This window comes from Sphingomonas sp. CFBP 13733 (assembly GCF_014841795.1).
GTDB classification, from domain to species: Bacteria; Pseudomonadota; Alphaproteobacteria; order Sphingomonadales; family Sphingomonadaceae; genus Sphingomonas; species Sphingomonas aerolata.
Window position 1 is genome coordinate 1 of record NZ_JACYUP010000005.1, and the last position, 24200, is coordinate 24200.

Annotated in this window: 22 protein-coding genes and 1 pseudogene; 12 read left to right on the plus strand and 11 right to left on the minus strand. The window is 60.2% G+C overall.

What is annotated here, in order from left to right:
• Window positions 1-1735 (minus strand): recombinase family protein (locus tag IFT71_RS16115; RefSeq protein ID WP_192142122.1); only part of this gene is annotated, 1735 nt, incomplete at its 3' end.
• Window positions 1736-2008: 273 nt separating this feature from the next.
• Here IFT71_RS16115 and IFT71_RS16120 point away from each other — a divergent pair.
• The gene (locus tag IFT71_RS16120; RefSeq protein ID WP_192142124.1) at window positions 2009-2293 is read left to right on the plus strand and encodes a hypothetical protein; all 285 of its coding nucleotides are present in this window, start codon (window positions 2009-2011) and stop codon (window positions 2291-2293) included.
• Window positions 2294-2344: 51 nt separating this feature from the next.
• Here the strand turns inward: IFT71_RS16120 and IFT71_RS16125 are convergent, their stop codons facing one another.
• On the minus strand, window positions 2345-2557 hold the full coding sequence (locus IFT71_RS16125; protein ID WP_192142126.1) for a DUF7336 domain-containing protein: 213 nt from the start codon (window positions 2555-2557) through the stop codon (window positions 2345-2347).
• Between the two features lie 280 nt (window positions 2558-2837).
• Here IFT71_RS16125 and IFT71_RS16130 point away from each other — a divergent pair, with 280 nt between their 5' ends.
• Window positions 2838-3341: a YcxB family protein gene (locus IFT71_RS16130; protein ID WP_192142128.1), complete on the plus strand. Its 504-nt coding sequence runs from the start codon at window positions 2838-2840 to the stop codon at window positions 3339-3341.
• 184 nt (window positions 3342-3525) lie between these two features.
• Here IFT71_RS16130 and IFT71_RS16135 read toward each other — a convergent pair whose 3' ends face one another.
• Complete coding sequence (locus IFT71_RS16135) at window positions 3526-4272, minus strand: phytanoyl-CoA dioxygenase (protein WP_192142130.1); 747 nt, start codon at window positions 4270-4272, stop codon at window positions 3526-3528.
• A 481-nt stretch (window positions 4273-4753) separates the two neighbouring features.
• Here IFT71_RS16135 and IFT71_RS16140 point away from each other — a divergent pair, with 481 nt between their 5' ends.
• From IFT71_RS16140 to IFT71_RS16165, 6 genes are all read left to right on the plus strand, one after another.
• Window positions 4754-5581 (plus strand): DUF5694 domain-containing protein, encoded by an 828-nt coding sequence (locus IFT71_RS16140; protein WP_192142132.1) that lies wholly within the window; start codon window positions 4754-4756, stop codon window positions 5579-5581.
• 823 nt (window positions 5582-6404) lie between these two features.
• A complete protein-coding gene (locus IFT71_RS16145) occupies window positions 6405-7130 on the plus strand; it encodes a helix-turn-helix transcriptional regulator (protein WP_192142133.1) in 726 nt (241 codons plus the stop codon).
• Between the two features lie 109 nt (window positions 7131-7239).
• Window positions 7240-7629: a VOC family protein gene (locus IFT71_RS16150; protein WP_166748246.1), complete on the plus strand. Its 390-nt coding sequence runs from the start codon at window positions 7240-7242 to the stop codon at window positions 7627-7629.
• A 213-nt stretch (window positions 7630-7842) separates the two neighbouring features.
• Window positions 7843-8670 (plus strand): alpha/beta fold hydrolase, encoded by an 828-nt coding sequence (locus IFT71_RS16155; protein WP_197976204.1) that lies wholly within the window; start codon window positions 7843-7845, stop codon window positions 8668-8670.
• Window positions 8671-8764: 94 nt separating this feature from the next.
• A complete protein-coding gene (locus IFT71_RS16160) occupies window positions 8765-9427 on the plus strand; it encodes an HD domain-containing protein (RefSeq protein WP_192142137.1) in 663 nt (220 codons plus the stop codon).
• Between the two features lie 69 nt (window positions 9428-9496).
• Window positions 9497-10591, plus strand: coding sequence for a glycosyltransferase family 4 protein (locus IFT71_RS16165; RefSeq protein ID WP_192142139.1), 1095 nt, complete (start codon window positions 9497-9499; stop codon window positions 10589-10591).
• Between the two features lie 803 nt (window positions 10592-11394).
• Here IFT71_RS16165 and IFT71_RS22000 read toward each other — a convergent pair.
• From IFT71_RS22000 to IFT71_RS16200, 6 genes and pseudogenes are all read right to left on the minus strand, one after another.
• Window positions 11395-12851 (minus strand): annotated as a pseudogene (locus tag IFT71_RS22000) (serine hydrolase domain-containing protein).
• Window positions 12852-13267: 416 nt separating this feature from the next.
• Window positions 13268-14074 carry a hypothetical protein gene (locus IFT71_RS16180; protein ID WP_192142143.1) on the minus strand — a complete coding sequence of 269 codons (807 nt, stop codon included), beginning with the start codon at window positions 14072-14074 and terminating at the stop codon, window positions 13268-13270.
• A gap of 458 nt (window positions 14075-14532) precedes the next feature.
• The gene (locus IFT71_RS16185) at window positions 14533-15699 is read right to left on the minus strand and encodes a hypothetical protein (RefSeq protein ID WP_192142145.1); all 1167 of its coding nucleotides are present in this window, start codon (window positions 15697-15699) and stop codon (window positions 14533-14535) included.
• A 289-nt stretch (window positions 15700-15988) separates the two neighbouring features.
• Window positions 15989-16318, minus strand: coding sequence for a recombinase family protein (locus IFT71_RS16190; protein ID WP_446740769.1), 330 nt, complete (start codon window positions 16316-16318; stop codon window positions 15989-15991).
• Between the two features lie 266 nt (window positions 16319-16584).
• Window positions 16585-16875 (minus strand): hypothetical protein, encoded by a 291-nt coding sequence (locus IFT71_RS16195; protein WP_192142147.1) that lies wholly within the window; start codon window positions 16873-16875, stop codon window positions 16585-16587.
• Between the two features lie 867 nt (window positions 16876-17742).
• On the minus strand, window positions 17743-17988 hold the full coding sequence (locus IFT71_RS16200; RefSeq protein WP_192142149.1) for a hypothetical protein: 246 nt from the start codon (window positions 17986-17988) through the stop codon (window positions 17743-17745).
• Window positions 17989-18192: 204 nt separating this feature from the next.
• Between IFT71_RS16200 and IFT71_RS16205 the strand changes: the two genes are divergently transcribed.
• The 4 genes from IFT71_RS16205 to IFT71_RS16220 are packed head-to-tail and all read left to right on the plus strand — an operon-like array spanning window position 18193 to window position 20869.
• Window positions 18193-18702: a periplasmic heavy metal sensor gene (locus IFT71_RS16205; protein ID WP_192142151.1), complete on the plus strand. Its 510-nt coding sequence runs from the start codon at window positions 18193-18195 to the stop codon at window positions 18700-18702.
• Window positions 18703-18749: 47 nt separating this feature from the next.
• Window positions 18750-19037 (plus strand): UrcA family protein, encoded by a 288-nt coding sequence (locus tag IFT71_RS22005; protein ID WP_192142153.1) that lies wholly within the window; start codon window positions 18750-18752, stop codon window positions 19035-19037.
• The gene (locus IFT71_RS16215) at window positions 18964-19854 is read left to right on the plus strand and encodes a winged helix-turn-helix domain-containing protein (protein ID WP_244654998.1); all 891 of its coding nucleotides are present in this window, start codon (window positions 18964-18966) and stop codon (window positions 19852-19854) included. The genes IFT71_RS22005 and IFT71_RS16215 overlap by 74 nt, the downstream gene beginning before the upstream one ends.
• A complete protein-coding gene (locus tag IFT71_RS16220) occupies window positions 19847-20869 on the plus strand; it encodes a sensor histidine kinase (RefSeq protein WP_192142157.1) in 1023 nt (340 codons plus the stop codon). The genes IFT71_RS16215 and IFT71_RS16220 overlap by 8 nt, the downstream gene beginning before the upstream one ends.
• Before the next feature lie 100 nt (window positions 20870-20969).
• Here IFT71_RS16220 and IFT71_RS16225 read toward each other — a convergent pair whose 3' ends face one another.
• Window positions 20970-21782 (minus strand): NIPSNAP family protein, encoded by an 813-nt coding sequence (locus IFT71_RS16225; RefSeq protein ID WP_192142159.1) that lies wholly within the window; start codon window positions 21780-21782, stop codon window positions 20970-20972.
• 350 nt (window positions 21783-22132) lie between these two features.
• Window positions 22133-23464, minus strand: coding sequence for a Gfo/Idh/MocA family protein (locus IFT71_RS16230; RefSeq protein ID WP_192142161.1), 1332 nt, complete (start codon window positions 23462-23464; stop codon window positions 22133-22135).
• Window positions 23465-24200: the final 736 nt, after the last annotated feature.

Here is a 24200-nt window from a genome sequence, read left to right on the forward strand (position 1 = left end):
ATCCTGTCCCCGCAACCAAATTCATTCGCAACGCCTCCGAGGGAATCCCCGCGGAGGCTTTTTGCGTTTCTGGCTCAGCGCACAGCTCGAGCATTGACGCCAGCTCGCCGCGTAAGTCGATGGCGAGATCTCCGTCTTTCGGAGTCAGCACCTCAGCCTCGATGAGCGCGCGCAACCGTTCGAACGCCTGCGCCTTCAGCGCGTCGTCCTCGAAGGCAGCGGTGAGCTGTTCGACCTTCTCGCGGTACACGCGGCCCAGGTCCGGGTTAAGCAGCTCGGGCTCCGGGGAAACCATCTGTTCGGTAAGTTCCAGTTCGGCGAGCAGGGCCTTGCGTCGCTCGGTCCAGATCTTCATCTCGTCGACGAACACCGTCGCGGCCACGCCTTTGAGGATAGCCGCCTTGGCGTACCCGAGCTGGTGATCGAGATTGGCCAGTTCGGCTTCCCGCTCGGGGCGGGCGCTGACCGTTTCCGCCGTCAGTCGACGGGTCTCTGCCTCATATTCCAAGAGGAACGCTGCAACCACGTCGTCACGTAGCATCTCGCTCGACAAGCCCGCCAGCACGCGTGCGTCGAGTTCGTCCTGGCGGATCGTCAGCCGGTTGTTGCACCAGGTGGGGCCCTTTTTGGCGGCGCCCTGACAGCCGAACCGGGTCTTGCCCGATTTAGCATAGCTCGCGCCGCAGCTGCCGCAGGTCATCTTGCCGGTCAGCAGATATCGCGGGCGCTGTTGCGCGAAGAAGGGCAGGCCAGCCATCTCGGTACGCTGTTTCGGCCCGCGCGATAGCGTAGCCTGGCGGAATTTGACCCGATCCCATAGCTCGATGGGCACGATGCCGAGGGCCGGGGACTCGACGTCATCGGATCGTTTGTCCTCCGTGTTGACAAAGGCATGGCGTTTGCCCGTTTCCGGGTTCTTGCGATACGTCTGTTTGCCGTACGGCCGTCGGCCGACATACAGCGGGTTGTTGAGGATGCCGGTGCCGCGTGCGGCATTGCCGGTCAGCGTGTTCGGCGTCCAGGCCGCGGCCTTGCCGAGCGGATGTCTGCTGGCTTTGCCGCTACGCGGGGGAGGTACGCCGTCGGCATTGAGGCGCCGCGTGATGGCGATGGGCGACAGGCCGGCCGCATAGTCCTCGAAGATCCGGACCACCACCGCGGCCTCGGCGGGCACGATCTGCTGCAGGCCGCGGATGCGTTCGCCATTGCCGTCGTGCTCGATGCGCTTCTCATAGCCGTACGCAGAACCACCGGGGTTCTTTCCCATCGCGTGACGACGCACCAGCGCATCGCGGGTCTTGTCGCTGGTGGCGCTCAGCTGCTCGGCGTTGATCGTACCGATCATGCCGATGTGCAGCGGCGTGACTATGCCTTCCTTGCGCGTCGCCAGGACTATGCCGCGAAAGTTGAGAAGGTCGAACAGCGTCGCGATATCGGCCTGACTGCGCGACAGCCGGTCCATGGCGTCGGCGTAGACGATGTCGACGCCGCCTGCGGCAACGGCCGCCAGCAGCGCCTTCATACCGGGGCGGTGCATCGTAGCCGCCGACTCCGCTGCGTCTGTGAAGCACAACACCTCATGCCAGCCCGCACGCGCGACCTCACGCCGACACATCATCAGCTGCGTCTCGATCGACTGCACGTCCTGTTTGTCCGTCGAATACCGCGCATATATCGCACACCGCTTCATCTTTCCTCCATTCGTGCTTCCTGCATTCGCAAGGAAGGTCGTCATGATGGTCGCTTACCCGATTTCAGGGCGACCTGTTTTTTCGGTGACGTCTGCTGCCGCGCCAGCAGACGCGCGAGGTCCAGCGCGAGATCGTGGAGCGGGGAGGGCGGCTGCGACGGCATCCACGCCATCTGGGGCGCGCGGCGTCACTCCGACTCCGACCTTCCCACATGGTTGCCAGGCCGCATCGCTAAAGCTGGTATTGGCCGGTCTGTCGCTGCTCATATTGGTGGAAAACGGACATACAGCCGCAAGCGGACAGGCTTATGATGCCTTATGAGGCTTATTGATCATTCCACGGCCGAGGCAGATCTCGTTCGCATGCTGCTTTCTCGCAACGGCAGCAGAACGTGTATCACTACCGTTGATGGCGAGCCCATGAGGGTGCGGCGGGTTGAGATCGCCGATCTTCCCTCTGCGGTTGAGTGGGATCACTACGCGACAGTCGGAGGCGTTGGCTTGAGCGCTGACGCCGGAAAATACTCCTTCTTTTCAACCGAAATTGGCACGGTCGAGGATAGCGACAGCGGTGCCATCATCTACGCTCGGGCAGCACAATAAGCAGCTTCCGTGCCGGTTACGGGGATCATCGCGAACGTCCTAAATTGGGCGTCAGCAGACAAAGCCGTCGCGCCAGTGATCCTCGTCTATCGGATAGGGATCGATTGTGAAGCCAGCGGGGTGGTCACAATACCCCGGCGCTTGCCGCAGCCTTTTCGCCGCCGCCTCCGCTCGGGACGGCGAACTATAAACGCCGATCAGCTTGGCGTCGTCGCCGTGCTCATCGTCAGAGCGGACGTGGTGCAAGACATAAGCGGTTTCCATGGCCGCAGTTTACGCGCCGATCCGGATGGGCGCTAGCGTGCGGGTCAGGACCTGGCTGGAACGTCCGCTATTGGGCGACTGCGGACCAGCCGCTTTCAGGGTCCGCCTTGCTGATCGCGATTGTCGCGACCTGGTGGCAAGCGGACGTTGTCATGAAGCGACTTTGATGCAAATTTAGGTCGACGTGGCAAACGGCTTATCGCGTTCGCTGCAGAGCCGCGTTGGGGAGAGCAGGGTGGAAACTACGGGCGTTTTGGCTGCCGGGGAAAGCTCCGCCGCAATGGCCTATATCAAGGCTCGGCGAGGCTTGTCGCCACGACAGACCATGTTAATCCTCGTAATCTGCATGTGCGCCTTAGGCGTCTCGGTGGGGGCATGGACGTCCGGTTCATGGCTGGTCGCCGTGTTGCCGGTGGAATTCGCCATCGTCGGTCTCATGGTAGGAGGGCTCATAGTCCGCCTCGCGTCGGCGCCTTTAATGCGCAGAGCGCTCACCGAGCGGGGTCAGACCTACGAACAGCAACTCACCCTCCGGCTCACGCCCGAAGCCATAGTCTATGATTTGGCAGACCTTACAACGATTGCGCGCTGGTCCTGCGTCACGGACCTCTATCTGACGCGGAAATATTGGGTGTTCCTAGTTCAGAGCAGCGCGATGGTGCTGCCGCGTCGCTTCTTCGCTACTCGCGAGCACGAGCGAAATTTCATCGCCCAAGCCATGTCTCTGATGCCCTCAGCCGCACAAGACCGCAGCCCAGACGCAGCCAAAGTTCTGAAGACTTGATACGAGCCGTTCGATGACCGCTATTGGGCGCTTGCGGACTGGCAGCTTTCCCGCCCGATAGCTGCCGGTCGGCTTTTAGGCACGATGGACGCCCACGAAGGGTCTGAACGGCAATAGGTGGTGGTTAGCAGACTGTCCGCTTCTCCCCCTCGCGAGCTTGAAGCAGACGGGCCGCTCAAATCTCCTATCGGGGCGAGATCGCGTTCAGGATTGCCTGTTCCACTGGAGAATAGTTTCCGTCGAGCCGACATAGGGAGATGGGCTCACGCGGCATCAGGGGCGGTTGAGCCATGAATCGCGGTTCTGTTCCACGATGCTGTTGCGCGGCGTGCACGAGAAACGGGTGGCCCAGATATACCGTGCCAGCCTTGCCCACAGCTAATGCTTCCCGCCGATTCGCCGACCCGGCAAACCCATCGGCGGCAAGCTCGCGAAGGGTCAGGCCAGCCTCGCCTGCCGGCGCGAGTTGCCTTGCAACGTCGGCATGCGAGCCGAGACGAATACGGGTTGGGGCATCATCGACACCAACGTCCGAAAATAGGAACAGCCTCAGCAGAGTTCGTCCCTTGCTGCTTATATTGGCGCGCCACTCCATAAAGTCGGGGTGTTCGTCCCCGAAACTGACGTCAATGTGCCAGCCATCGTCGCCGGGTGAGCCCTCGGAGGGGAAGCGGACCGGAAAGGTTCCAAGGCGGTCACGAGGAAACCAGCGGCCAGTGCCGACAAGCTGATCGAACGCCGTGCGCAGCTTTGGCGTATTCGCTGCCTCCTGGAACGGAGCTTGACTGAACTGGTTTAGGCGCACGACCGGTCGGGTCCATGATGAACGATCATCTGGGTCGCAACCGGTGGCTTCCCACAGGATCGCGCGGGCCTGCTCTGCGATATGCTCGCTAAAGGCCTCATCGATACGGACCAAGCCGTCGCGCATGAAAGAGGTGATATCATCTGCGCTAAGCACAGGATCTGAATGTTTTCACATAACTTCTCACAAAAAGGCGTGGGTCATCGGGCAGCGAAAGCCGCCAAGTGAGCCGAAACCGGCCCGCTTAAATGAGCGGGAAGGCGCACGCGCGATTGAGAGTGATGAACTTCATGTACTCAACATAATATGATGAGCGCTTAGGCAACACGAATGGCGGCTTCCAGGAAGTCGGGAAATCAAGCCGTATGTCAAAGATTGGGCGCAAGCGGAATGGCCGTTTCTGGTAGAAAGCGGACCTTCCGTTTTGGAAGCCGGACCCCAGGAAACCGGCCGAACGGGTATCCCGGATGCATCAGTGTTTTGCATCGCCGGATCCCGCGGTTTGCTGCAGTTCTTCGGCTGATGCGCAATCCATGAGTTTTGCATCAATCCCCGTTGCACCTTGTGTATTGCTGATATAGCACAGCGATGCACGAGGAGACTTGCCATGTTGGTCCGCTGGCTTCTTACCACCATGCTATCTTCGGCAACTGCGACATCGGCCCAGCCGTACCTACTAGTGTTAGGAGTCCCGCATTTCGCGAACCATCACCGCGATATTGTGAACGCCAATGTAGAGGACGTGCTCACGCCCGCGCGGCAGCGCGAGATAGAGCGACTGGTTACCGCACTGGCGGCAACACGACCGAACCATGTCGCGGTTGAGTGGTCCACCACCAAACAAGCTTCCCTCGACGAGCGCTACGCCGCCTATCGCGCTGGCCGATACGTCCTCAGTTCCGACGAGGTAGACCAGATAGGATTGCGACTTGCCGCGATGTTGAACCTACCTCGGGTTGATGCAGTCAACTGGCTGGAAGAGGCACCAGGCACGGACGACGACTATGATTTCGGCAAATGGCTTACCGCGCACGGCCGGTCCGACGAGTTAGCCAAGCTCACCGCCGACGGACAGCAACGCACAGATGCGCGGGACGCGCTGAACCGCTGCCGACCGATCGCAGACTGGCTGCGCGACCTAAATTCGCCGGCATATGTCGCATGGGACGACAGCCTTTACTTTCGTATTGCGAATTTTGGCGACGCTGTGAACAATCCCGGCGCAGCGTGGGTCGGTGCGTGGCATGCGCGTAATCTCCGGATCGCTGGTAACCTACGGCGCATCGCAGGTGAACCGGGCGATCGCACAGTTGCGGTGTTCGGGGCGGGCCATGCAGACCTATTGCGACGCTACGGGACCGGTATGGGCTTTGAGGTCGCTAATACAAATGCTGCGTTGCCCCCACCCACTCGCTCGCGCTGCTTGGCCAAGTAGGGATTGGTGGGACTTAATTTATAGAACACGAACCTGAACGAGGACAGTGATGCCGTTCAAAGATCTTAATGGGCCCGCTACACGTGCGACGACTCAAAGGGCGCTCGGGAAAGAGATCGCTCAACGTCTACGGAATTTGCTGCGTCGACGCCCACGTCGTCCCGATGATGACGGGTTATTGCTCGTCTCACCTCCACCCGGCCCTCAACCTATGCCGCTCGCTGGTGCAGCTGAGATTGAAAATGATTGATCTTTACCCAAGCCGGCTGATGCAAAACTTTTGATTTTCGCATCACGAACGGCGGCTTTCGGGATCGGCGGGACAAGCCTCGAATGACCGACTTTGGTCGTTAGCGGTCATTCGTTGATCCGGCTCGCTGAATGTCGGACATTGGTGGACTTCTGCCTGACCTCCTTCGGTTAGGCAGAAGCGATAACTGCCGTTCATCAACGGAGACGGGGTGGTGGCTAGCGAACAGAACCGGTCGTACACGTTAGTATGGGCTGACGTCCGTCCGTGCCGAAGACTGCCAATCAGGTTGCACGCAGGAGGCCATCGGCGACGTGCTCGCTTCATGACGTTCATGCTAACCAGGAGCGACCCCGAAAGCGGTCAACTGTTCAAAGCCATGCAGTGACCAGAGTCGACACTTTCGAGCGCCGTTAGGTGGCGCCGGTCAACCTTAGCTTCGAACCACATTGAGCACCTAGAATGTAAAGGCAGTATCCGCGGCTCGACGCTCCTGCCGCATTCTGTCACGAGCCGTCTTTATCCATCATGATTGTCTCGGCATTCTCGAGCACAATGAAGGGGGCTGCGATCTTGGCGAGAACCGGCCGACTCTTCGAACTGTTGCAAATTCTTCGTAGCAAGAAACAGCCCGTCACCGCGCTGTCTCTTTCGCAGGAAATGGGGGTATCGGAACGTACTCTCTACCGTGATCTTGCAGAGCTTACCGCTCAAGGGGCCCCAATATTTGGCGAGGCGGGCGTCGGATATGTCCTGCGAGAAGGGATGTTTCTACCGCCGCTCATGTTCAGCAACGAAGAGACCGAGGCGGTGGTGCTCGGCCTGAAATATGTGAATCAATTCGGCGACGAAGTGCTGAAGGCGGCGGCGCGCGATGCAGCGGCCAAGATCGCGTCCGTGCTCTCGGTCGCTGCGCGGGAGACGCTGCAAGAGCCCATTTCGCTGCCAGGGCCGGTTGGTCCGGCATTTCCCGAGAATCTCGTGGATTATGCCGTGCTCCGGTCGAGCATCGACAAGCGGCTGAAACTGCGCATCGCCTATCGCGACGCACAGGGTGCGGAGAGCAATCGGATCGTCTGGCCGATCGCGCTGGGGTTCATGCAGGAAGCGCGCGTCGTCGTGGCCTGGTGCGAAACACGCCAAGCCTTTCGCACCTTCCGCACCGATCGCATCTCCGCGGCCGAGCCGTTGCAGGAACGCTATCCGGAACGCCGCAATGCCCTGCTGCGCAGGTGGCGAAGCCAGATCGATGACGATGCTGCACGCCAATTCGCCGACGGTGGCGATGATAGTCACTGATAGCTGAATTCTTGGTAAGCAGCGCCCCGCGCACGTCGCTCCTGACACAATCTGTCAGGGGGTGCGACTATCTGGACGTCACCCGATACCGCTTCCGGAGTGACCCGCGATGATTGACCATGTGATCCTGACCGTTTCCAGTTTCGAACGGTCCGTGCCGTTCTACGAGGCAGCACTGAAGCCGCTCGGCCTCACCGATGTGACCGACTTCCCAGCCCAGGAAGGCCACCCGCAGCTGAAGGGTTTCGGCACCAACGGATCGTGGTTCCTGTGGCTGAAGGAAGGCGCGGCACAGCCGGACGCGGTGCACGTCGGCCTGGTCGCCTCCAGTCAGGACAAAGTCCGCGCATTCCATGCTGCCGCCGTCGCGGCGGGTGCTGGGGTGAGGACGGCGCCGGGCCCGCAGCTCCAATATTTCCCCGGCTATTTCGCCACCTGGATCCTCGATCCGGACGGCCACGACATCGAAGTCGTCAACAAGACCGGTCAGGTCGAATAGCCGTGACCAAACCGCGCTAGCGCGCGCTCGACCAAGGGGGGGGGGGGGACACCCATGACAATCTCTGAAGCCAACACGAACGGCCTGACCTTTACGGTGCCGACGCGGCGCGCGCTTCTCGTCGGTGGCGCGGTTGCCGCCGGCGTGGCGCTCGCCGCTTCGAGTGACGGCGCCGTTCGCCGCGCAACCCTAAACACTGACGGAGAAAAGACGATGGGCACGATCACGGTCAAGGACGGCACGCAGATCTTCTACAAGAGCTGGGGCGAGGGGCAGCCGATTATGTTCCACCACGGCTGGCCGCTGAGCGGCGACGATTGGGACACGCAGATGATGTTCTTCGCGGCTGAGGGCTTCCGCGTCGTCGCGCACGACCGTCGTGGCCACGGTCGGTCGAGCCCCAGCGCGACCGGCAACGACATGGACAGCTATGCTGCCGATGTCGCCGCGGTCGCCGCGCAGCTAGGCCTGCAGAACGCGGTCCATGTCGGCCATTCGACCGGTGGCGGCGAAGTGGCGCGCTATGTTGCGCGGTACGGCGGCAACGGTCGCGTGGCGAAGGCGGTGCTGATCGGCGCGATCCCGCCGGTGCTGATGAAGACCGCGGCCAATCCCGACGGCGTCCCGGCCGCGGTGATCGACGGCATCCGTGCCGCGGTCGCGGGCAATCGCGCGCAATTCTACCGCGATTTTCCGAGCGGCCCTTTCTATGGCTACAACCGGCCTGGCGCGGTGCCGTCGCAGGCGGTGATCGACAACTGGTTCCGCCAGGGAATGACAGGCGACATCAAGGCGCAGTATGACTGCATCACCGCTTTCTCGGAAACCGACTTCACCGCCGACCTGAAAGCGATCGAGCAGCCTGTGCTGGTGCTGCACGGCGAGGACGACCAGATCGCGCCGATCGCCGGCACTGCGGCAGGCGCGGTCAAACTGCTGCGCCGTGGCACGCTTAAGACCTATCCGGGCTATCCGCATGGCATGGCGACGACGCACGCCGACGTCATCAACGCCGATATTCTGGCGTTCATCCGGCAGTGAGCTTTGGCGGCGGGCGGGAGTCGTATCCCGCCCGCTTTCCGACGACCGTCCTTTCCACCACGGCGCCGCCTCTTGCGCGCGCGGGAGACCCGTCATGTCCACCGTCATCACCCTGTCGCACGGGCAATTGCGCGAGCGCTTCGCCGAGCTTGCCGAGACCCCGGCCATCCTCAAGGCGTTCGACTTTGCCCGCGCGCGCATGTCCCCGGTCCTGTTCAACCACGTCACACGTTCCTGGATCTTCGCGGCCAAGATCGGTGCGCGGCGCGCCGAACCCTTCGATGCGGAGATCGTGGCGGTCACGACCCTGCTGCACGACATGGGTTTCACGCCGCACGGCGAGGGCCCGCATCGCTTCGAGGTCAATGGCGCCAACCTCGCTCGCGCCTTCGTCCGCGACCTGGGGTTCGACGATCGCCGTGCGCAATTGGTGTGGGACGGCATCGCGCTGCACGCCACCCACTCGATCAGCCTGTTCAAGGAGACCGAGGTTGCGCTGTCGTCGCGCGGGATCGGCGTCGATTTCGGCACCGCCGATTACGCGATACTTGGCCCGACCGAGATCGCCGCGGTCGTCTTGGCGGTCCCACGGCTCGACATGAAACGCGCCTTTGCCGCTTGCGCGCTGCATCTGGCAGAAACCAAACCGGAAACCACTTACGACACCTTTATCCGCGATTTCGGCGAGCGGTACGTGCCGGGCTATGCTGCGCCCTCCTGGGTCGATGCCATAGCCGCAGGTCCCTACACTGAGTGATGCGAGCCCCTCGCCTTGGACTGTGCTTGGAAACGCAGTTCAGATCAGAATTCGTCAGGGCTCTCGCTTATGAAAATTATATACTTAGTTACAATGCTTGATGGATTTGGAGCTGCTCTGCCAATTGCGGAGGTTGTAAAGGCAATGAAAGACCTAGGTAATATTGTCGAGGTGGTAGCGGTCATTGGTAAAGGCAGTGCGGCTTGCAATCGGCTTAGCGAAGCTGGCATCCGTTACCGTTTCATCGGTGACCGGTTACATCAGCATGCTAAGCCAATGCGTGGACTGCTCAGTCTGTGCCGGCAGGAAAAGCCTGACGTGATCTGGACTTCTATGATCCAAGCTACTGTTTACGGGCAAATTGCTGGCGTAATCGCGGGAACACCAGTTGTCGCATGGCAGCACAACGATTTTTTGAAACCGTCTAATCGACGTATTCTACATGTTACAAAACGGTTTACGAAGCGGTGGGTCGCGGACTCAACGGCAGCGGCTGACTTTGCGGTATCGTCGCTGAGCCTGGAGCCAAGAGACGTTGACATATGGCCACTGTTCTACGCTGATCCTGAGCAACCTCGCGCTAGAATGTGGGACGGGAACGGTATATTCCGTTTTGGGAGCCTGGGACGGCTCCATAAGAATAAGAGGTACGACGTATTAATCGAAGCGTTGGCGATATTGTCTGAGCGCTATCCCGAGGTGGCATCGCGAGTCTCATTCGAAATTGCCGGCAATGGAAAACAGCGAGCTTCGCTAGAAAAGCTGGCGAAGGACCGTGGCGTCGCCAACATAAAATTCTCCGGGTATCGTAGCGACCCATATGAATTCCTTGCACAGTTGCACGGCTACATTCAGCCCTCGCGAAACGAGGGACTTTGCATAGCTGCCCACGAAGCGATGCACGCTGGACTGCCGGTCCTTACTACGCCCGTCGGTGAACTAAAAAATAGTGTTATCCCCGATAAGACGGGTTGGATAGCCGAGCAAAATAATCATAGCTCGCTTGCTGAGCGCATATTCGAAATATTTAACAATCCGGAAAAGGCCGCACGGATAGGAAGCGCTGCGCATCATTTTGTGGCTGAAAAGTTTAGCTACCAAAACTTTCTAATTAGCGGGGAGCAGACTCTAGCGAATGTACTCGCCTCGTTCAGTATAGACTAGAATTATTGTCATATTCCCCTACATTCCCGAGGGAGCCGCGGGTCTACCTTATCGATGAGGGGACATGTTGGCCTGTCACCATCTACACTCCAGCGTATCAAGCCACTGACCTACATTATTGAACGAATACAGCGTTCGGGTAGCAGCCCGAGCTACGGCGAGATCGGGTGGGCATTGTGCCCTGGGGCTTAAAATCGCGTGCGCGTTTGTTGGTCGACCAGCCGGCTGTGCTGGGCGTGATCGAACTACCGTCCGCATCGCTCCGTTGCCTTCGTATCGCGATCCGTAGCGCTGCCGTGAGATGACCGATGACGCCTTCGGCTAGAAGGGTCGGCAATATCATCGTGTCTTGCTGAACGAACGTCCGCAATAAGTAAGCGCGCTGGCGGCCGGGAATGGCAAGGAATAGGCGTGAGCGGCCGGACAGCTTTTGGCCTGCACCCTGTCGAAAAACACAACCTTTCCGACAAAGCTACTGAGCAGCGGCAGGGACCTCGGGGTAAAGCAAGAACTCTGGTGATCTGCAGGGTGTCGGAAAACGGTAAGTTTGCGGCACTCCGGAATGGTCGGAGTGCTTGGTACGCTGTCCGAAATCACCTGTTTGTCGCATAGTCGTGATTACGACCGGGTTTTCCGCACACCCAAACGATGAATGACGATAAATGGTGGTCAACGGACCGGCTGCTTTCGGGAGGGCGGGTAGCGATAGCCGACCTTAGGCAGCTGCCGCCCTTCCCAAAAAGGGGCGGATTTCGGGAATGTCCGGGTTGACTGGAATCAGACGCTCCTTGCGGTTCGGCGGCTTAATTAGCGGGCAAGCGGTGCGCCGTAAAATTAGAGATGCTTTCGGCAGTGCCGGGATCGCGGTTGGCCAGTACGACGATCGTGTAGCCGTTCTGCAAGAAGTGGAATAACGAACCGCTCATGCCGGGTGCTCCGCCACCGTGACCAATATACGGGCCGATCCCTGCCATTGATCCACCGAAATCAAAATGGGTAAAATGCCCGCCGCTAGTTTTCAATCCACCGTCTTTTAAACTCTGAAACGTTTCACGTCGCAGTAGCTGGTAGGAAGTCAGACCGTTAACAAACCTATTGAAATCACCTACTGTCGAATAGCCTCCTCCAGCGGACGTACCACTGAACGGAAGGGTATCATCCGCTCGCGAGATTTTAGTACCAGACCCCATATAACTCATGGCCCGACGAGGTAAGATTGAACGCTCAGGATCATTACCCGTCGACGTCATTCCGGCTGGCGCGAATACATATCGTCGGGTGTAGTCATCGTAGCTCAGCCCAGAAACGGTCTCAACGATTCGGCCCAGCAGGATGAAGCCATAGTTGCTATACGAGGAGCGGCTGCCGGGATCGAACTCTAACGCACGCGAACCATACAGCGCGACGTAATCCTTCAGATTGCGCAGTGAACCTTTTCGTCTATCAAATTCCGGCCCAAAGATGTCACCGGTTCCGCCCGTGTGTGTAAGGAGGTGAGCAACAGTGACCTTCGTGGCAACGTTCCGGATTGATAACCGGTCAAGTAGCGGCCAATGGGAGCATCCAAGTCAATCTTATTGTCTTGAACCAGTTGCATTATGGCTACGGCCGTGAACATCTTACCCATCGAACCGAAGCGGAACTGCGTATCGAGAGTGTTTGGTTTGTGGTTCGTTTTATCCGCTAAACCATACGCCATTTGAAAAAGTATGCGTCCCAAATGCGAAATCAGCACTGCGCCCGAAAAATGGTCTTTAGCCGCTTTGCCGCCCACACGCTCTTCCACAGCTTTGACAAGCATACGAGACGTGAGCGGTTCTGGTCTCACGTAGCCAAGTGGTGCTTCGTCAGTTAGAAATACGCCGACGAATTCAGGGTTTTCCGAGATAGTTGCATTTATTCTGAACTGTGTAACTGCGAATGAATCTGCGTTCTTATCAAAGACCCAAATGTATAGGTTGTTGCTATCAACGGACTTTACACCGCAGAGTTGAAGGTTGCCGAGAAAACTCCTCATTTCCAACCACTCGGCCGGGCCGCCAGGAATCTTTGGTCCTCGATCATTGATTAAGGCGATGTAATCGGCGTCATTCGCCGTTTTAGAAGCTTGGAACCAAGCTTCAGACATCCGTAGCGCGGAAACAATTGAGGGAGGTTGAGTTCCAGCAGTCGGTTCAACTCCGTTGCAGATTGGCAACGACGAAGATGGCTCCGAAGGGCTCGTAGAAGCTAACATCATCGCAAGAATAGGAAGGAGCATCCACCAGCCTTTTTGTTGTGGTTGGGTGTATCCTGATTGGTTTGAAGCTTCTGTGCCAGCGATTCTGACGATCGACGATCTATTGATCGGCCGGTTTTAGCGATAGCGGTCGAGCCGGCTTTCCCGAAAGCGAACGTAGATCGGGGAGTCTCGCCGCCTCGATCGCGCTGACGAACGCCTGCGGGTTTCGCTTTCCCAAAATCTGTTCCCAATTTCTCTTTCCCGAAATAGCCAATCGGAGACGGAGAAACGGGAAAGATCGCGCTGAACGAATGGCCGTTATTATTGGGCGCCCGGATCGCCAGCCTGAACGTCCGGGTTTGGGCGAAAGTCGAATGCCCGGAATCGGCGGGAAGCGGCCCGGCCCCTTGCAGAAGGACCGAGACGTTAGGGGAGCAACCTGACGGTCAAGACCGTTATGAAGGGTCGGCGCGCTCGACTAGCGCACCCCACCTACGACGGCCCCATCGACGCCACAACAGGAATACAAGCGCTAGCACGAGGAATGGCGGCCCAAGTCCGGCTACGACCCAGAGCAGAGCGGCGAGCGTCAGGCCGATCGAGCCCAGCGCGGTATCGCCGGCATCGCGGAACCGGTCGATCAATCCCGTTCCCCGGCCGGTCCGATACGCGAAGGTCATCGGCGTGTTGGCCAGGCTCTCGCGCTGCGTCGCCGCTTGGGCCGCGGCGGCACGAACGGGTTCTGCAAGCGCCGCCTGCTGACGGAGAAGTTCGGTGCGCTCGCGTGGCGAGAGGTCAAGGCGGGCGAGTTCCCGCATGATGCGCGCACGGTCGCTGTCCAGATCGGCCTGTTGAAGGGTCGTGACGGCCGCCTCGGAGGCAACGTCGGTACCGCTGATGTCGGCGCCGGTTAGTGTCGCGCCCATGCTCTCGGCACGCTTGACGCCGTCGCGGCCAAAGGTCCGGGCGATCGACGCCGCGACCTTGACCGCCAAGCTGGCGTTCACGTCGCCTTGGCGGTCAACGCTATAACGTAACCCTGTTATGCGACAGCGCGCGGTACCGAGGCTTTCGCACGCGCGGGCATGGTCCTCCTGCAGATCCCCTATGCGCGTCGAGGGCAAGACCAAGGAATAGCTGTAGTCGAATGCCACGCCAGCGATCGCGTTGCCGGCGACGTCGGGCTCACCTGCGCTGCCCTCCGGGGCGCGGCTGCATCCGGCGAGCACGATCAGGGCAATGCCCGTAACAAGCAGCTTCATCGGTGCGCTCTCCCTGCAATTTCAATCACCATCGGATGCATGGGGATTTGCGTCAAGCATTGTTCTATCAAGTTAAGGCGCTCTGAAACCGATAACCTTGGCAGGGGCTCACGCTTGAGGACGTCTTGGCGACGCGTTGTTCGTGCTAGCGGCTGAGGCTGCCGAGCATGCTTGTCAGACGTCGGATCGCAGTCGGTCGACTTCGGAGTGAGTGGGTCGGCCCAGGAGCCTCAGAACGGCACGACTTGGTGGATTGCGGACCTTCGAACGGCCGTCGGCCGCTGCTACCAGAGGATATGGTCAGTAATCACGTCGAGCCTGACAGGGAAGCCTAGCGCCGCGCCAACGCAAAGAAGGGCCACGTATAGGGGTCGGTCCCGGCTAAGGGCGAAATGACACCCTAAGCCGAATGGTAGGCCGGTCGAGCCCGTCTAGACACGTGAATGGATCCGTCACTGTCATGGTTGGGTGACGAAACGGACCGGCCCCCGGGGGGCAATTAGCATGGCGGGGGGCGATCCGGCGCGGACGACAAACTGATCTAGCGGAACCGCATCGGTAGGTGCGGTTGCAGCAAAAACTTGGACGAGCCGGTGTCCATCGGTTGGAATAAGCGTCTTGGGAATGGACAACGGTTCGCCACCAAGATCGCCTAACCACGCAGGACGGCCATAGCGATAGGTGCGTCGAGGGTGGACGACTTGCAGGTCAACCGCCCCGGCATATTGCCCGAGCACCAACGGCCGGTCGCCCTCGAACAGGATACCGTAGCTATTTTTCACGCGCGCGGCCGCCATATAATAAGACTGGCGAGTAGAGGCGGGCACCTCGGTCACGGTGGTCTGGTCGATTGTCAGCGGGTTAATGCCGGTCATTCGCTTTAGCCGTGCGGCCATCCACTCGATCTTGCCACCGTTATCTTCATCAAGCGCTGCCTCGGCAACGTGGCTGTGGCCTACATAGATCAGAAGCTTGGCTGTAGGCAGGCGCCGATGGATTGCGGTTAGATTATCCGCCTCGGCCTGTTCTCGCGCTTCGATGCTTTGGCGTCGTGGGAGACGTCCCTTGGGCCGCTGTAGGCTGTTCTGTTCATATGACACCGGCTCGTAACCGATAGCGAGTGCGTTGCGCAGAAACGCGGCATATACCGGGTCACGGGTATAGAAGCCGGTGCTGATCCGGACGAAGCGATCGCGGGCGAGCCGTTCCACAAGGGTCGGCTGACCAGCATAAGGGGGTTCGTTGTCGAACGTCTCCGCCGCAAGCACCGAATAGCCCAACGGGCGCAGCGCCTGCGCGACCCGCCAGGCAAAGGCACGATCGCGCGGGTGGCTATGCGCTTCATTGAGGATCACGATGCCCGTGTCTCGCGCGCGGCGAACAATCTCCGCGATCGCGTCACGCCCGACTGAACCCGCGATTGCCTTGTCCCAATCGGTGTCAGCGGGTCTAGGCGGCCGAGACTTGTCGAGCGTTACCAGATCAAGCTCGTTGGTGACCGCCGAGCTGACCTGCTCCCACATCTGGAACGCGTATTCGTCAGTGGCTTTACCGTGCGTATCGAACGCGGCAGCGGCGAGTTTGTCGGTTGCTTCTAAATAGCGACCATTGTCGTACGCAGCCATTGCAGTAACCACCGGGCCACCGGGCTGGGGCACTTGCGCCCAAAGCGGCGTAGCAAAGACGATTGCCAGCCCTATAGCCACTCTCATTCGGCTGCTCCTCATAATCCCGATGCCGAAGATGGATCGTCTTCCAACGCACGTCTAGTCGGCATCAGTTTGTCTCGACCGGCCCCTGCTCGAAGCCCCTGCTGATAGGTCAATCAAAGGACTCCTTTGGCCAAGCTTCGGGTCAGTTCAAAGGGCAAGAAGTGTCTTAATGCCGCTCTCAATGATATCCGGAGGGTACCGCTTATTCCGCCGTTTCGATATCGGGAGCCGTCTCCATCCGCGCCCGCCCGACGATCGCAGCGACGGCGTTCTTGCTGAGACTGAGATCGCGGGCGATCCAGCGATAACCGCGGCTCTCGGGAATGAGCGCGAGCACTTTGGGTGCCAAGCGGTCGGACTTAGGGCGGTAGCCAACCTGCCGCCCAAGCTTCCGGCCCCGCGCCCGTGCCGCGGCGAGTCCGGAGCGAACTCGCTCGCTCAGCATGTCGCGCTCGAACTGCGCGATGCCAGCCAGCATCGTTGCCATCATCCGGCCGTGCGGCGTATCGACCTCGAAGGTCATGCCGCACATCGCGACTACCGACACGCAGTCCAACAGCGGGTTGGACGCACATTCTGTTCACCGGCGAATACCTCTGGCCCAAGAGCACCACCGCTTAGGGTGTCATTTCGCCCTTAGCCAAAACCGATCCCGTATACGGCGATGGCTCGTGTTCGGCTTCGACGGTCGGTCTGGTAGCTTATGTCTGATCGCTTCGTAGCAGCATCTGCATAAAGGTGGACGATCAAACCGATGTCCGCGATTGGTGGAAAGCTGCCGTCCACACCCTCTGCCGCTTAGACGCCACCACCCCAAAACATTAAAACAGGAAAAATCAGGAACGCGACTAAACCCACTGTAAATGGATAGAGATCATAAAACCAGCGTGCCTTACGGGAAAGGACGACTGCTCCCATTAACAAAAGGAGCGCCAGCACCGGCACGCCAGCATATAAGATCATTTGACCGGAAGCTGGATAGCCGGGAACATGCTGCGCTTTAATATCGCACAAGCCGCCGATGCCCGCATACAATAGGTAGCCCCATAACGAAATTACTAGGGCAGTAGGCAGGTCGGTCCATCGCATGCACCACTGTCTCGTAACGATTGAATGACTGCAAGTGGGCGTGAGCGGCCGGGCAGCTTTTACCCCACGCCCTGTCGTAAAACATATGATTGTCGTCAGGCGGTAGGTCAGGCGCCCAGGATTGCCCATGCCTACGCGTGGCACATGCGACAAACCCTGTCGCTTCGTTCGACTGTGCGGAAACCAAAATCTTGAGGTTTTCCGTCACCTACCAAAAGGGCGGGAAGTCACGCCTATCGTCAATCCGGATGTACCCTGATTGAGCACGTGGTTTGGAACACAAATCCCGTTCAAGTAGGGTCGGCAACCGCGAGATTGAACACATTAGGGATGTGTCTGCCGTACCCGCGTGAATCGCTTGCTCAGCCTATACATTTGGAGGGCAATCACGAGATACGTAGTCGATGCACCAGCGGCGGTACGCTGGTGATGCCTGTCGCGGTGAACGCGCTTCTAAATGCTGCTGCGGGAGCAGGCTTGCGGAAGATGCGCAGCACCTAGTCCAATCGATTCAGTACCAGCGGATGATCCACGCGCTGACTCAAAGTCCCACGTTATGCTACGTCACCGGCGAAGCTGCTAACTATGCCAGTATTATGAGTCGGCCTAAAGTAATGATGGCGTACAGTATAAATTGAGCCGAAAATGGCGTCAGCAACGACCGTAGGTTAACAAATCAAAGTGGCTGCACGTACCCGCAACCAAATCCTACGACAACCCCGAAGCCAAAGCTTTGGGGTTGTCGTCGTTATTATGCCAGCGCGTAGTGCGAATATTAAGACCAACTCGCCCCATAGCTAAGATGGTGGAATCAGGTCTGGTCAAAGCCGGAGCGCTGGAACGTGCCTGCCCACATTTGGCATTCGTTCACCGTGGTCGATGCGACGCCGTAGCGATGCTCGACAGATCGATTGTCGGATCGATCGGCACGTCGGGATCCTTCCGTTCCGAATACCAGGCAACGAGCTGGGCCGCGTGAGGGCGGAGCACGACCGTGAAGCGGACCATCTTCTCCATCTTCGCAAGGCCGATCTGCCGGTCGAGATTCGCGAGTCCGACTTCACGATCCGGGCGGATGCTGACCGGCTCGGTCTCCACGGGCTGCGTCTCCACCTCATCCCCTGCAAGGAATGCCGCGACGATATCGTCGCATATGGGTCGAGCCCACAGAAGAGCTACATGGCGGTCGGTGACTCAAATACAGGTGTATCGCCACCAATTGGCTGACGTTTGCAAAACTTTACCCGGCGCACATCTTGAAGCCAAAGCGCGCTGCCATTGCAGACCGGCCAACGAATAGTTCGTCGGCTGAATTGGATGGAGCGCTGTGCAATGAACCGATATTTTCAACGACGCTGGACGGTTGCCGGGCTGCTGGCCGTCGTGGCCGGGACCGCAGCGATCGCCGGTGCTGGCCTAGCCTCGGCGGTACCGCCCCTGCACGGGCTGCCTGGCCATTCGGCGCCAGCGGATCCTGCGATCAACGACCCGGACTTCAACAAAATGCTAACGCAACTTCTGCCTGACGGAACACCCAAGCAAAGGGCCGAGCTGAAGCTAATCGCCAATTCGGCCCATACCGATCTGAATGCCTTTCACGCACGGTTCCGGACCGCGCACCAACGTACATACGTCCTGCTGTTGCAGCCGTCGATCGATCGCGCCGGGTTGGAGGCATTGCGTGTCGGGCAGGTGCAGCAGGCGGACCGTGCCTCGCGGCGGATCGTCCAAGGGCTGGCCGACGCGGCCGAGGTGCTGACACCATCACAGCGCGTCCGATTGGCTGCTCATCTCAAAGCGGTTCATCACAAGGGAGCAGGGCTGTGAGCCCCTTTTTGGTTGGCATATGCATACTGACCGTCTCAGGCGACGCCGTGCCGCTGACGTCGCCGTCAAGCCAGACCCTGATAGAACGCGTCAGCGTTGCCGATCTCGATCTACGCGGCGAAGCCGGCCGGGCGACCCTTCAGAGGCGCATCCATGGAGCAGCGCGTCGGGTATGCGCCACCCAGGGTGTTTTGCCATTGGCGATGAACCTGAGCGAGATGCGCTGTACTCGAACTGCCATAGCCCGTGCTTCGGCTCAACTTGACCAGATTGCTGCCGTCCATGCGGCAGAGGCGGTCGAGATCGCAGCACTCGCGGTCGACACAGGTCGCTGACGGCACGCGATCGTCGGACCTGACCTACAGGCTTTGCGCAGTGCGCGAAGCCTGTATGGTCTGCTGGACATCCCTGCATCATCTTCCGAAGGCTAACGCCATCATTCAGCATATCCTGATGATCGAAGACGATTGCCGCCTGGCGGCGATGGTGAAGACCTATCTGGCCCAGCACGGCTATCTCATCGCGCACGTCACGACCGGCGAGGAGGGCCTGGCCGCGTTGCGCGACCACGAGCATGCGGGGTTCGCGGCCGTGCTGCTCGACCTGATGCTTCCCGACAGCGACGGGCTCGGCATCTGCCGGCGCATCCGCGCACTGCCGTCGCCCGCAGGTGCGGTGCCGATCGTGATGCTCACGGCAAAGGGTGACCCGTTCGACCGCGTAATCGGCCTGGAGTTGGGCGCTGACGACTATCTTCCCAAACCGTTCGAGCCCCGCGAGCTGCTGGCCAGGTTGCGTGCCGTGCTGCGTCGACCGGCGTTAGCCGCAGCGGACAGCCTGCCGCGGTTGCGGTTCGGGCGGCTGGAGATCGACCGCGATGCGCGCGTGGCACAGCTGGACGGGCAGGGTTGCCCGCTGACCGCCTATCAGTTCGATCTGCTCGTGGTGCTCGCCGAACGCGCCGGTCGCGTGCTGTCGCGCGACCAGCTGATCGACGCGTTGAATGGCGGAAGCCACGTGCCATTCGACCGATCGATTGACGTTCATATCGGACGCCTGCGTGCCGCAATCGAAGACGATCCCAGGCAGCCTCGGCGCATCATCACAGTACGCGGATCGGGCTACGTGTTCGCACGGGTGCAGGATGGCTGAGCCTGACGTGCTGGACGGTGACAGCGGCCGACCCCGCCTGATGCAGCGCCTGTATTGGCGGATCTATCTCGCATTGCTGGCGAGCCTAACCGCGGCGGCAACTCTCTTTGGACTGGCGCATCTGCGCTACGGCGCGGCTCCAGCGGCCATGCAGGGCTTCCGTGGCCATCTCGCCATGCTGGCGCTGCTGTTGGCGATTGCGGTGGTCGTGGCGGTCGCTGCATTCCCCGTCGTTCGCCGGCTTACCCGCCGGCTCGAGCGGCTCCAGGCCAGCGTCGATGCCTGGGGGACGGGCAATCTGTCGAGCCGGGTTGCCGTCGAGGGGCGCGACGAAATTGCGCGGCTGGCAATGAGCTTCAACCAATCGGCCGGGCGTATCGAAGCGTTGATGAGCGCGCAGCGGATCCTGCTAGCCAATGCCTCCCACGAACTGCGATCGCCGCTCGCGCGTATCCGCATGGCGACCGAGTTGCTGTCCGAGGCACCGTCCGCCGCAGTACGCGCGGAGTTAGCGCGCAATGTGATGGAGCTCGACCAGCTGGTCGAGGAAGTGCTGTTGGCGAGCCGCCTCGACGGGACGTCAGTGCATGCGAGTTCGCGAACGGTCGTGGATCTGACCGCGCTCGTTGCCGAAGAATGTGCGCGCGCGACCGCGCGGTTCGCGGGCGTGCGCGTGAAGATGTCCGGCGACGCAGTCCTTCTGCGGCGGATGATCCGCAATCTCCTCGAAAACGCGCAACGCCATGGCGGCGGGACACAGATCCTCGTCACGCTGACAGCCTGTGCAAATGAGATCGCGCTTGAGGTCCACGATGGTGGCGCAGGCGTCCTTCCGAGCGAGTGTGAGGCCATCTTCGCGCCGTTCTACAGAGCACGCGGCGCGAACGAGGGTGATGGCGGATATGGCCTCGGTCTCAGCCTTGTCCGTCAGATTGCACGGCAACACGGTGGTGAGGTGCGCTGCATCGCAGCCGAGACAGGCGGTGGTCGGTTCAGGGTGGCATTGCCGAGATGAACAGCTCTGCTGCAATGCCGCCCGAAAAGCGGCCGGGGATCTAAACGAACGGACGACCGAAGTTCTGGGAGCACATAGGGCGCGAACGCCCGCTCGTGGATCAAATCTGCGAGAACGACGCCGGACTTAGGATCTGGTTGTCTATCCCGGTGGTGATTTCGCGGTCGGTAAGCCCCGGCGTTGAGATGAGCCGGCGCCAAGCGGGATCCGACCCGAAGGCACGCCAGTTTCGTTCACGGGTCGCAAGGTCGGGAAAGGTCAGCAGGTAGGTCAGGCTCGGCAGGCGAGCTCCGGTGAGGTCCTGGGCGAAAAAGACCGGCGTTAGGCCAGTCCGACGGAATATCTCGATTTCACCGCCCGTGTCGAACATCCCGATCTTGGTCATTCCGGCCGCTTCGCTGTGGCTGAAATACGTCCTGAGTTCGAATATGCGAGTCTTGTTGCTGCTCGAGGCGTCGGTCAACTCGAGACGAGGAAAGTGAGGGAAGGCGCGCATCAGCTTCACCTCGAGGGACGTGTATGGCGGCGCGTCTGGCGTCACCTTTAAAAACGGGCCGGCAGCCGTGGTGTAGCTCGGATCGGCGGTGAGCCTGCCGGGCAAAGCCACGAAATCCTCGATCGAGGGATAGGGGACGAGAACATGGACGGTTGGACTTTCGGACCCGATCGCCACCGTAAATATACCCACCGGCCCGCAACCTGCGCGTCGTGCCGCCGGGATAAAGGCGTTGCTCAGATAAGCGTCCAGACGGTCCTTCATGGGGCCGTTTACCAGCCGATAGGTCCGCAGCTCGTAGATCTCCAGAGTTGCTGCCGCGTCGCGAGGCTGAGCCTCAGCCTCGCCAGTTGCAAGCGCCACGCCGCCCATAGCGGCACCTGCGAGCAACGAACGTCGATCAATTGGATATGCCATGATGCCCTCGCAAAGCCGTCCGGGCCAGTCGAGCGCAAGCCGCAACCGTCGTCAATCCGCGATGTCTGCCCGCTGATGATTGACCTGCGCCGACTTCGCGGCATTCCTGCGTCAAATGTGCCAGCTGGGTGGCGTTAACTGATTCAGCGCTATGTTATCTGGATAAATGCTGACAGCGCCTAATCACCGAAGGAAGCTGTTCAGCTAATGTGTAAGTGCGATCAGAGTTGAGGACCTGAGACTGGCAACCGAACGGCCGACACTTGGTCAGTCCATGGCGGCGATTGGCAAGAGCCGCTGTCGAGCGCGCGGCGCAGCGGTCCCCCCGTCGGCATAGGCGGCCAGCCGGCTTATGCAGCTGGCAGCCGATAGGGTGTACGATAATGGGGCGTGATTAGTCCGTTCGCTTCTGCGTCATCCCTGAACTGACCTGATGCAGCATCCCAATTCACCTTGCGGCCTGTGCGCAACGCGATGTTTCCCATTTGGCAGACGATCGCGGTGTTGGACGCCGCCTCAATCGTACACGCTGGCGTGCGCGCGCGATCTTTAACGCAGGCAATGAAGTCGGCTGTGTGCCGGTCGAGCCCCTCGTCCTTGGCTTTCGTGACCGGGATCTCCCGAGTCATGGCTTTGCCATCGCTTGTCTCTGGAGTGACGCGCCACTGGCCACGATCGACGACAAGGGTGCCGGTCTCGCCGACGAAGGCGACGCCGTGGTCGCGGCCGCCATAGGGGCCCTGACTGATGCCGACCGCATGCTCCCATTCCACGGAATAGTCGCCAAAGTCGTAGATGGCGGTCTGCGTGTCGGGGGTTTCCATCGCCGAGTCCGGGTAGCCATAGGCGCCGCCAAGCGAACTGACCGAACGAGGTGCCTCGGCCTTCATGCCCAACAGCGCGATGTCCATCAGATGGACGCCCCAGTCGGTCATCAGGCCACCCGCATAGTCCCAGTACCAGCGCCAGCTGAAGTGGAAGCGATTGGGATTGAAGGGGCGCAGCGGTGCGGGGCCCAGCCAGCGATCATAATCGACGCCGGCGGGTGGGGCCTGATCCGGTTGGGGAACGACGCGCTTCATCCATCCCATGTACGCCCAAGCCTTGACCTTTCGGACCCGACCGATGCCGCCGGACTGAACATGCGCGATCGCGTCTGCCCAGTGCTGGTTGCTGCGTTGCCACTGACCAACCTGGACCACACGATTGTGACGCTGTTTGGCGGCGACCATGGCACGGCATTCGGCAATGGAGTTTCCGAGCGGCTTTTCGCAATAAACGTCCTTGCCCGCGGACATGGCATCGACCAGCTGAAGCGCGTGCCAATGGTCGGGCGTGGCGATGATCACCGCGTCTATCGACTTGTCGTCCAGCATACGACGATAGTCGTCGTAGAGCTTCGGCGTGCGGCCTGAGACCTTCTTCAATTCGGCACCGCGTGCCGCAAGGACCGTAGCGTCGACGTCGCAAAGGGCTACGGGCGCCACGTCGGCGCGCTTGCACATGGCAGAAAGATCCGACCAGCCCATGCCCTTGCAACCTATCAGACCCACCTGGACCTTGTCGTTCGCCGACACCCGGCCGCGGCGCTGGGCAAACGCCTGGCCAAGCGGCACCACGGTAGCAGCTGAGGCTGCAAGGCCGCCAACCAAGAGGGCGCGGCGGTCGAAGCTGGTGGTCATGTTGGTCCTCCCCAATCTGTCCTGACGGCATTGGTAGCGCCCAACCGCGCCTTCGCAAGACTACAGACGCAAAGGGAGTGCGCCGCAAAACGCAGTTCCAGCTCCTGAGCAGGGTCATCCAGACGAAGAGCAGCGTTCGGTCGGCCATGACCAAGAGCGTCACGCATCGTCGAAATAACGATCCGAATGATAGAGCAGTGCTCAACCTTTTCGATGGCAGTTGGGCACCCGCAAGCGGGCGGTCAGCCGGCCACCAAGTCCCCACGGCCGCAAACTAAAACCGAGGCGCGAAAAGTAGTTATGGCGTGTCGATGAATGGGTGTCCGACGTCGGGAAGGGGGCGAGCCCTATGAGTGTCCTGATGGCGGTCTTCAAAGGGAACATTTCGTGCCGAGGGCCCGTCTACATAAACCTGCGAACGCAACGGATCTTCGTACGTTCCGGGCCTACTGGAGACTAGTACGGTGAGGCATCGCCGCCCCAATTCGTAGCCTTTGATCGTCAGTGTCATGCACTGATCTAACGGGAATGAATGATGATCTGATGCATGGTGGCTTGGTCGATGAGAATGATATCCTTTTTGACGAAGCCGCGCTTGCATAGGCGCTCCTCGACCACGCCGGCACCGACCGTGCTGGCAATGATGACGTGCTCGAAGCCATCTCCGTCCGGCTGGCGGCCGTTGCTCGTGGTTCGACCGCAGCGCTAAATCAGGCCGTCGCGCTTGCCACAGCCC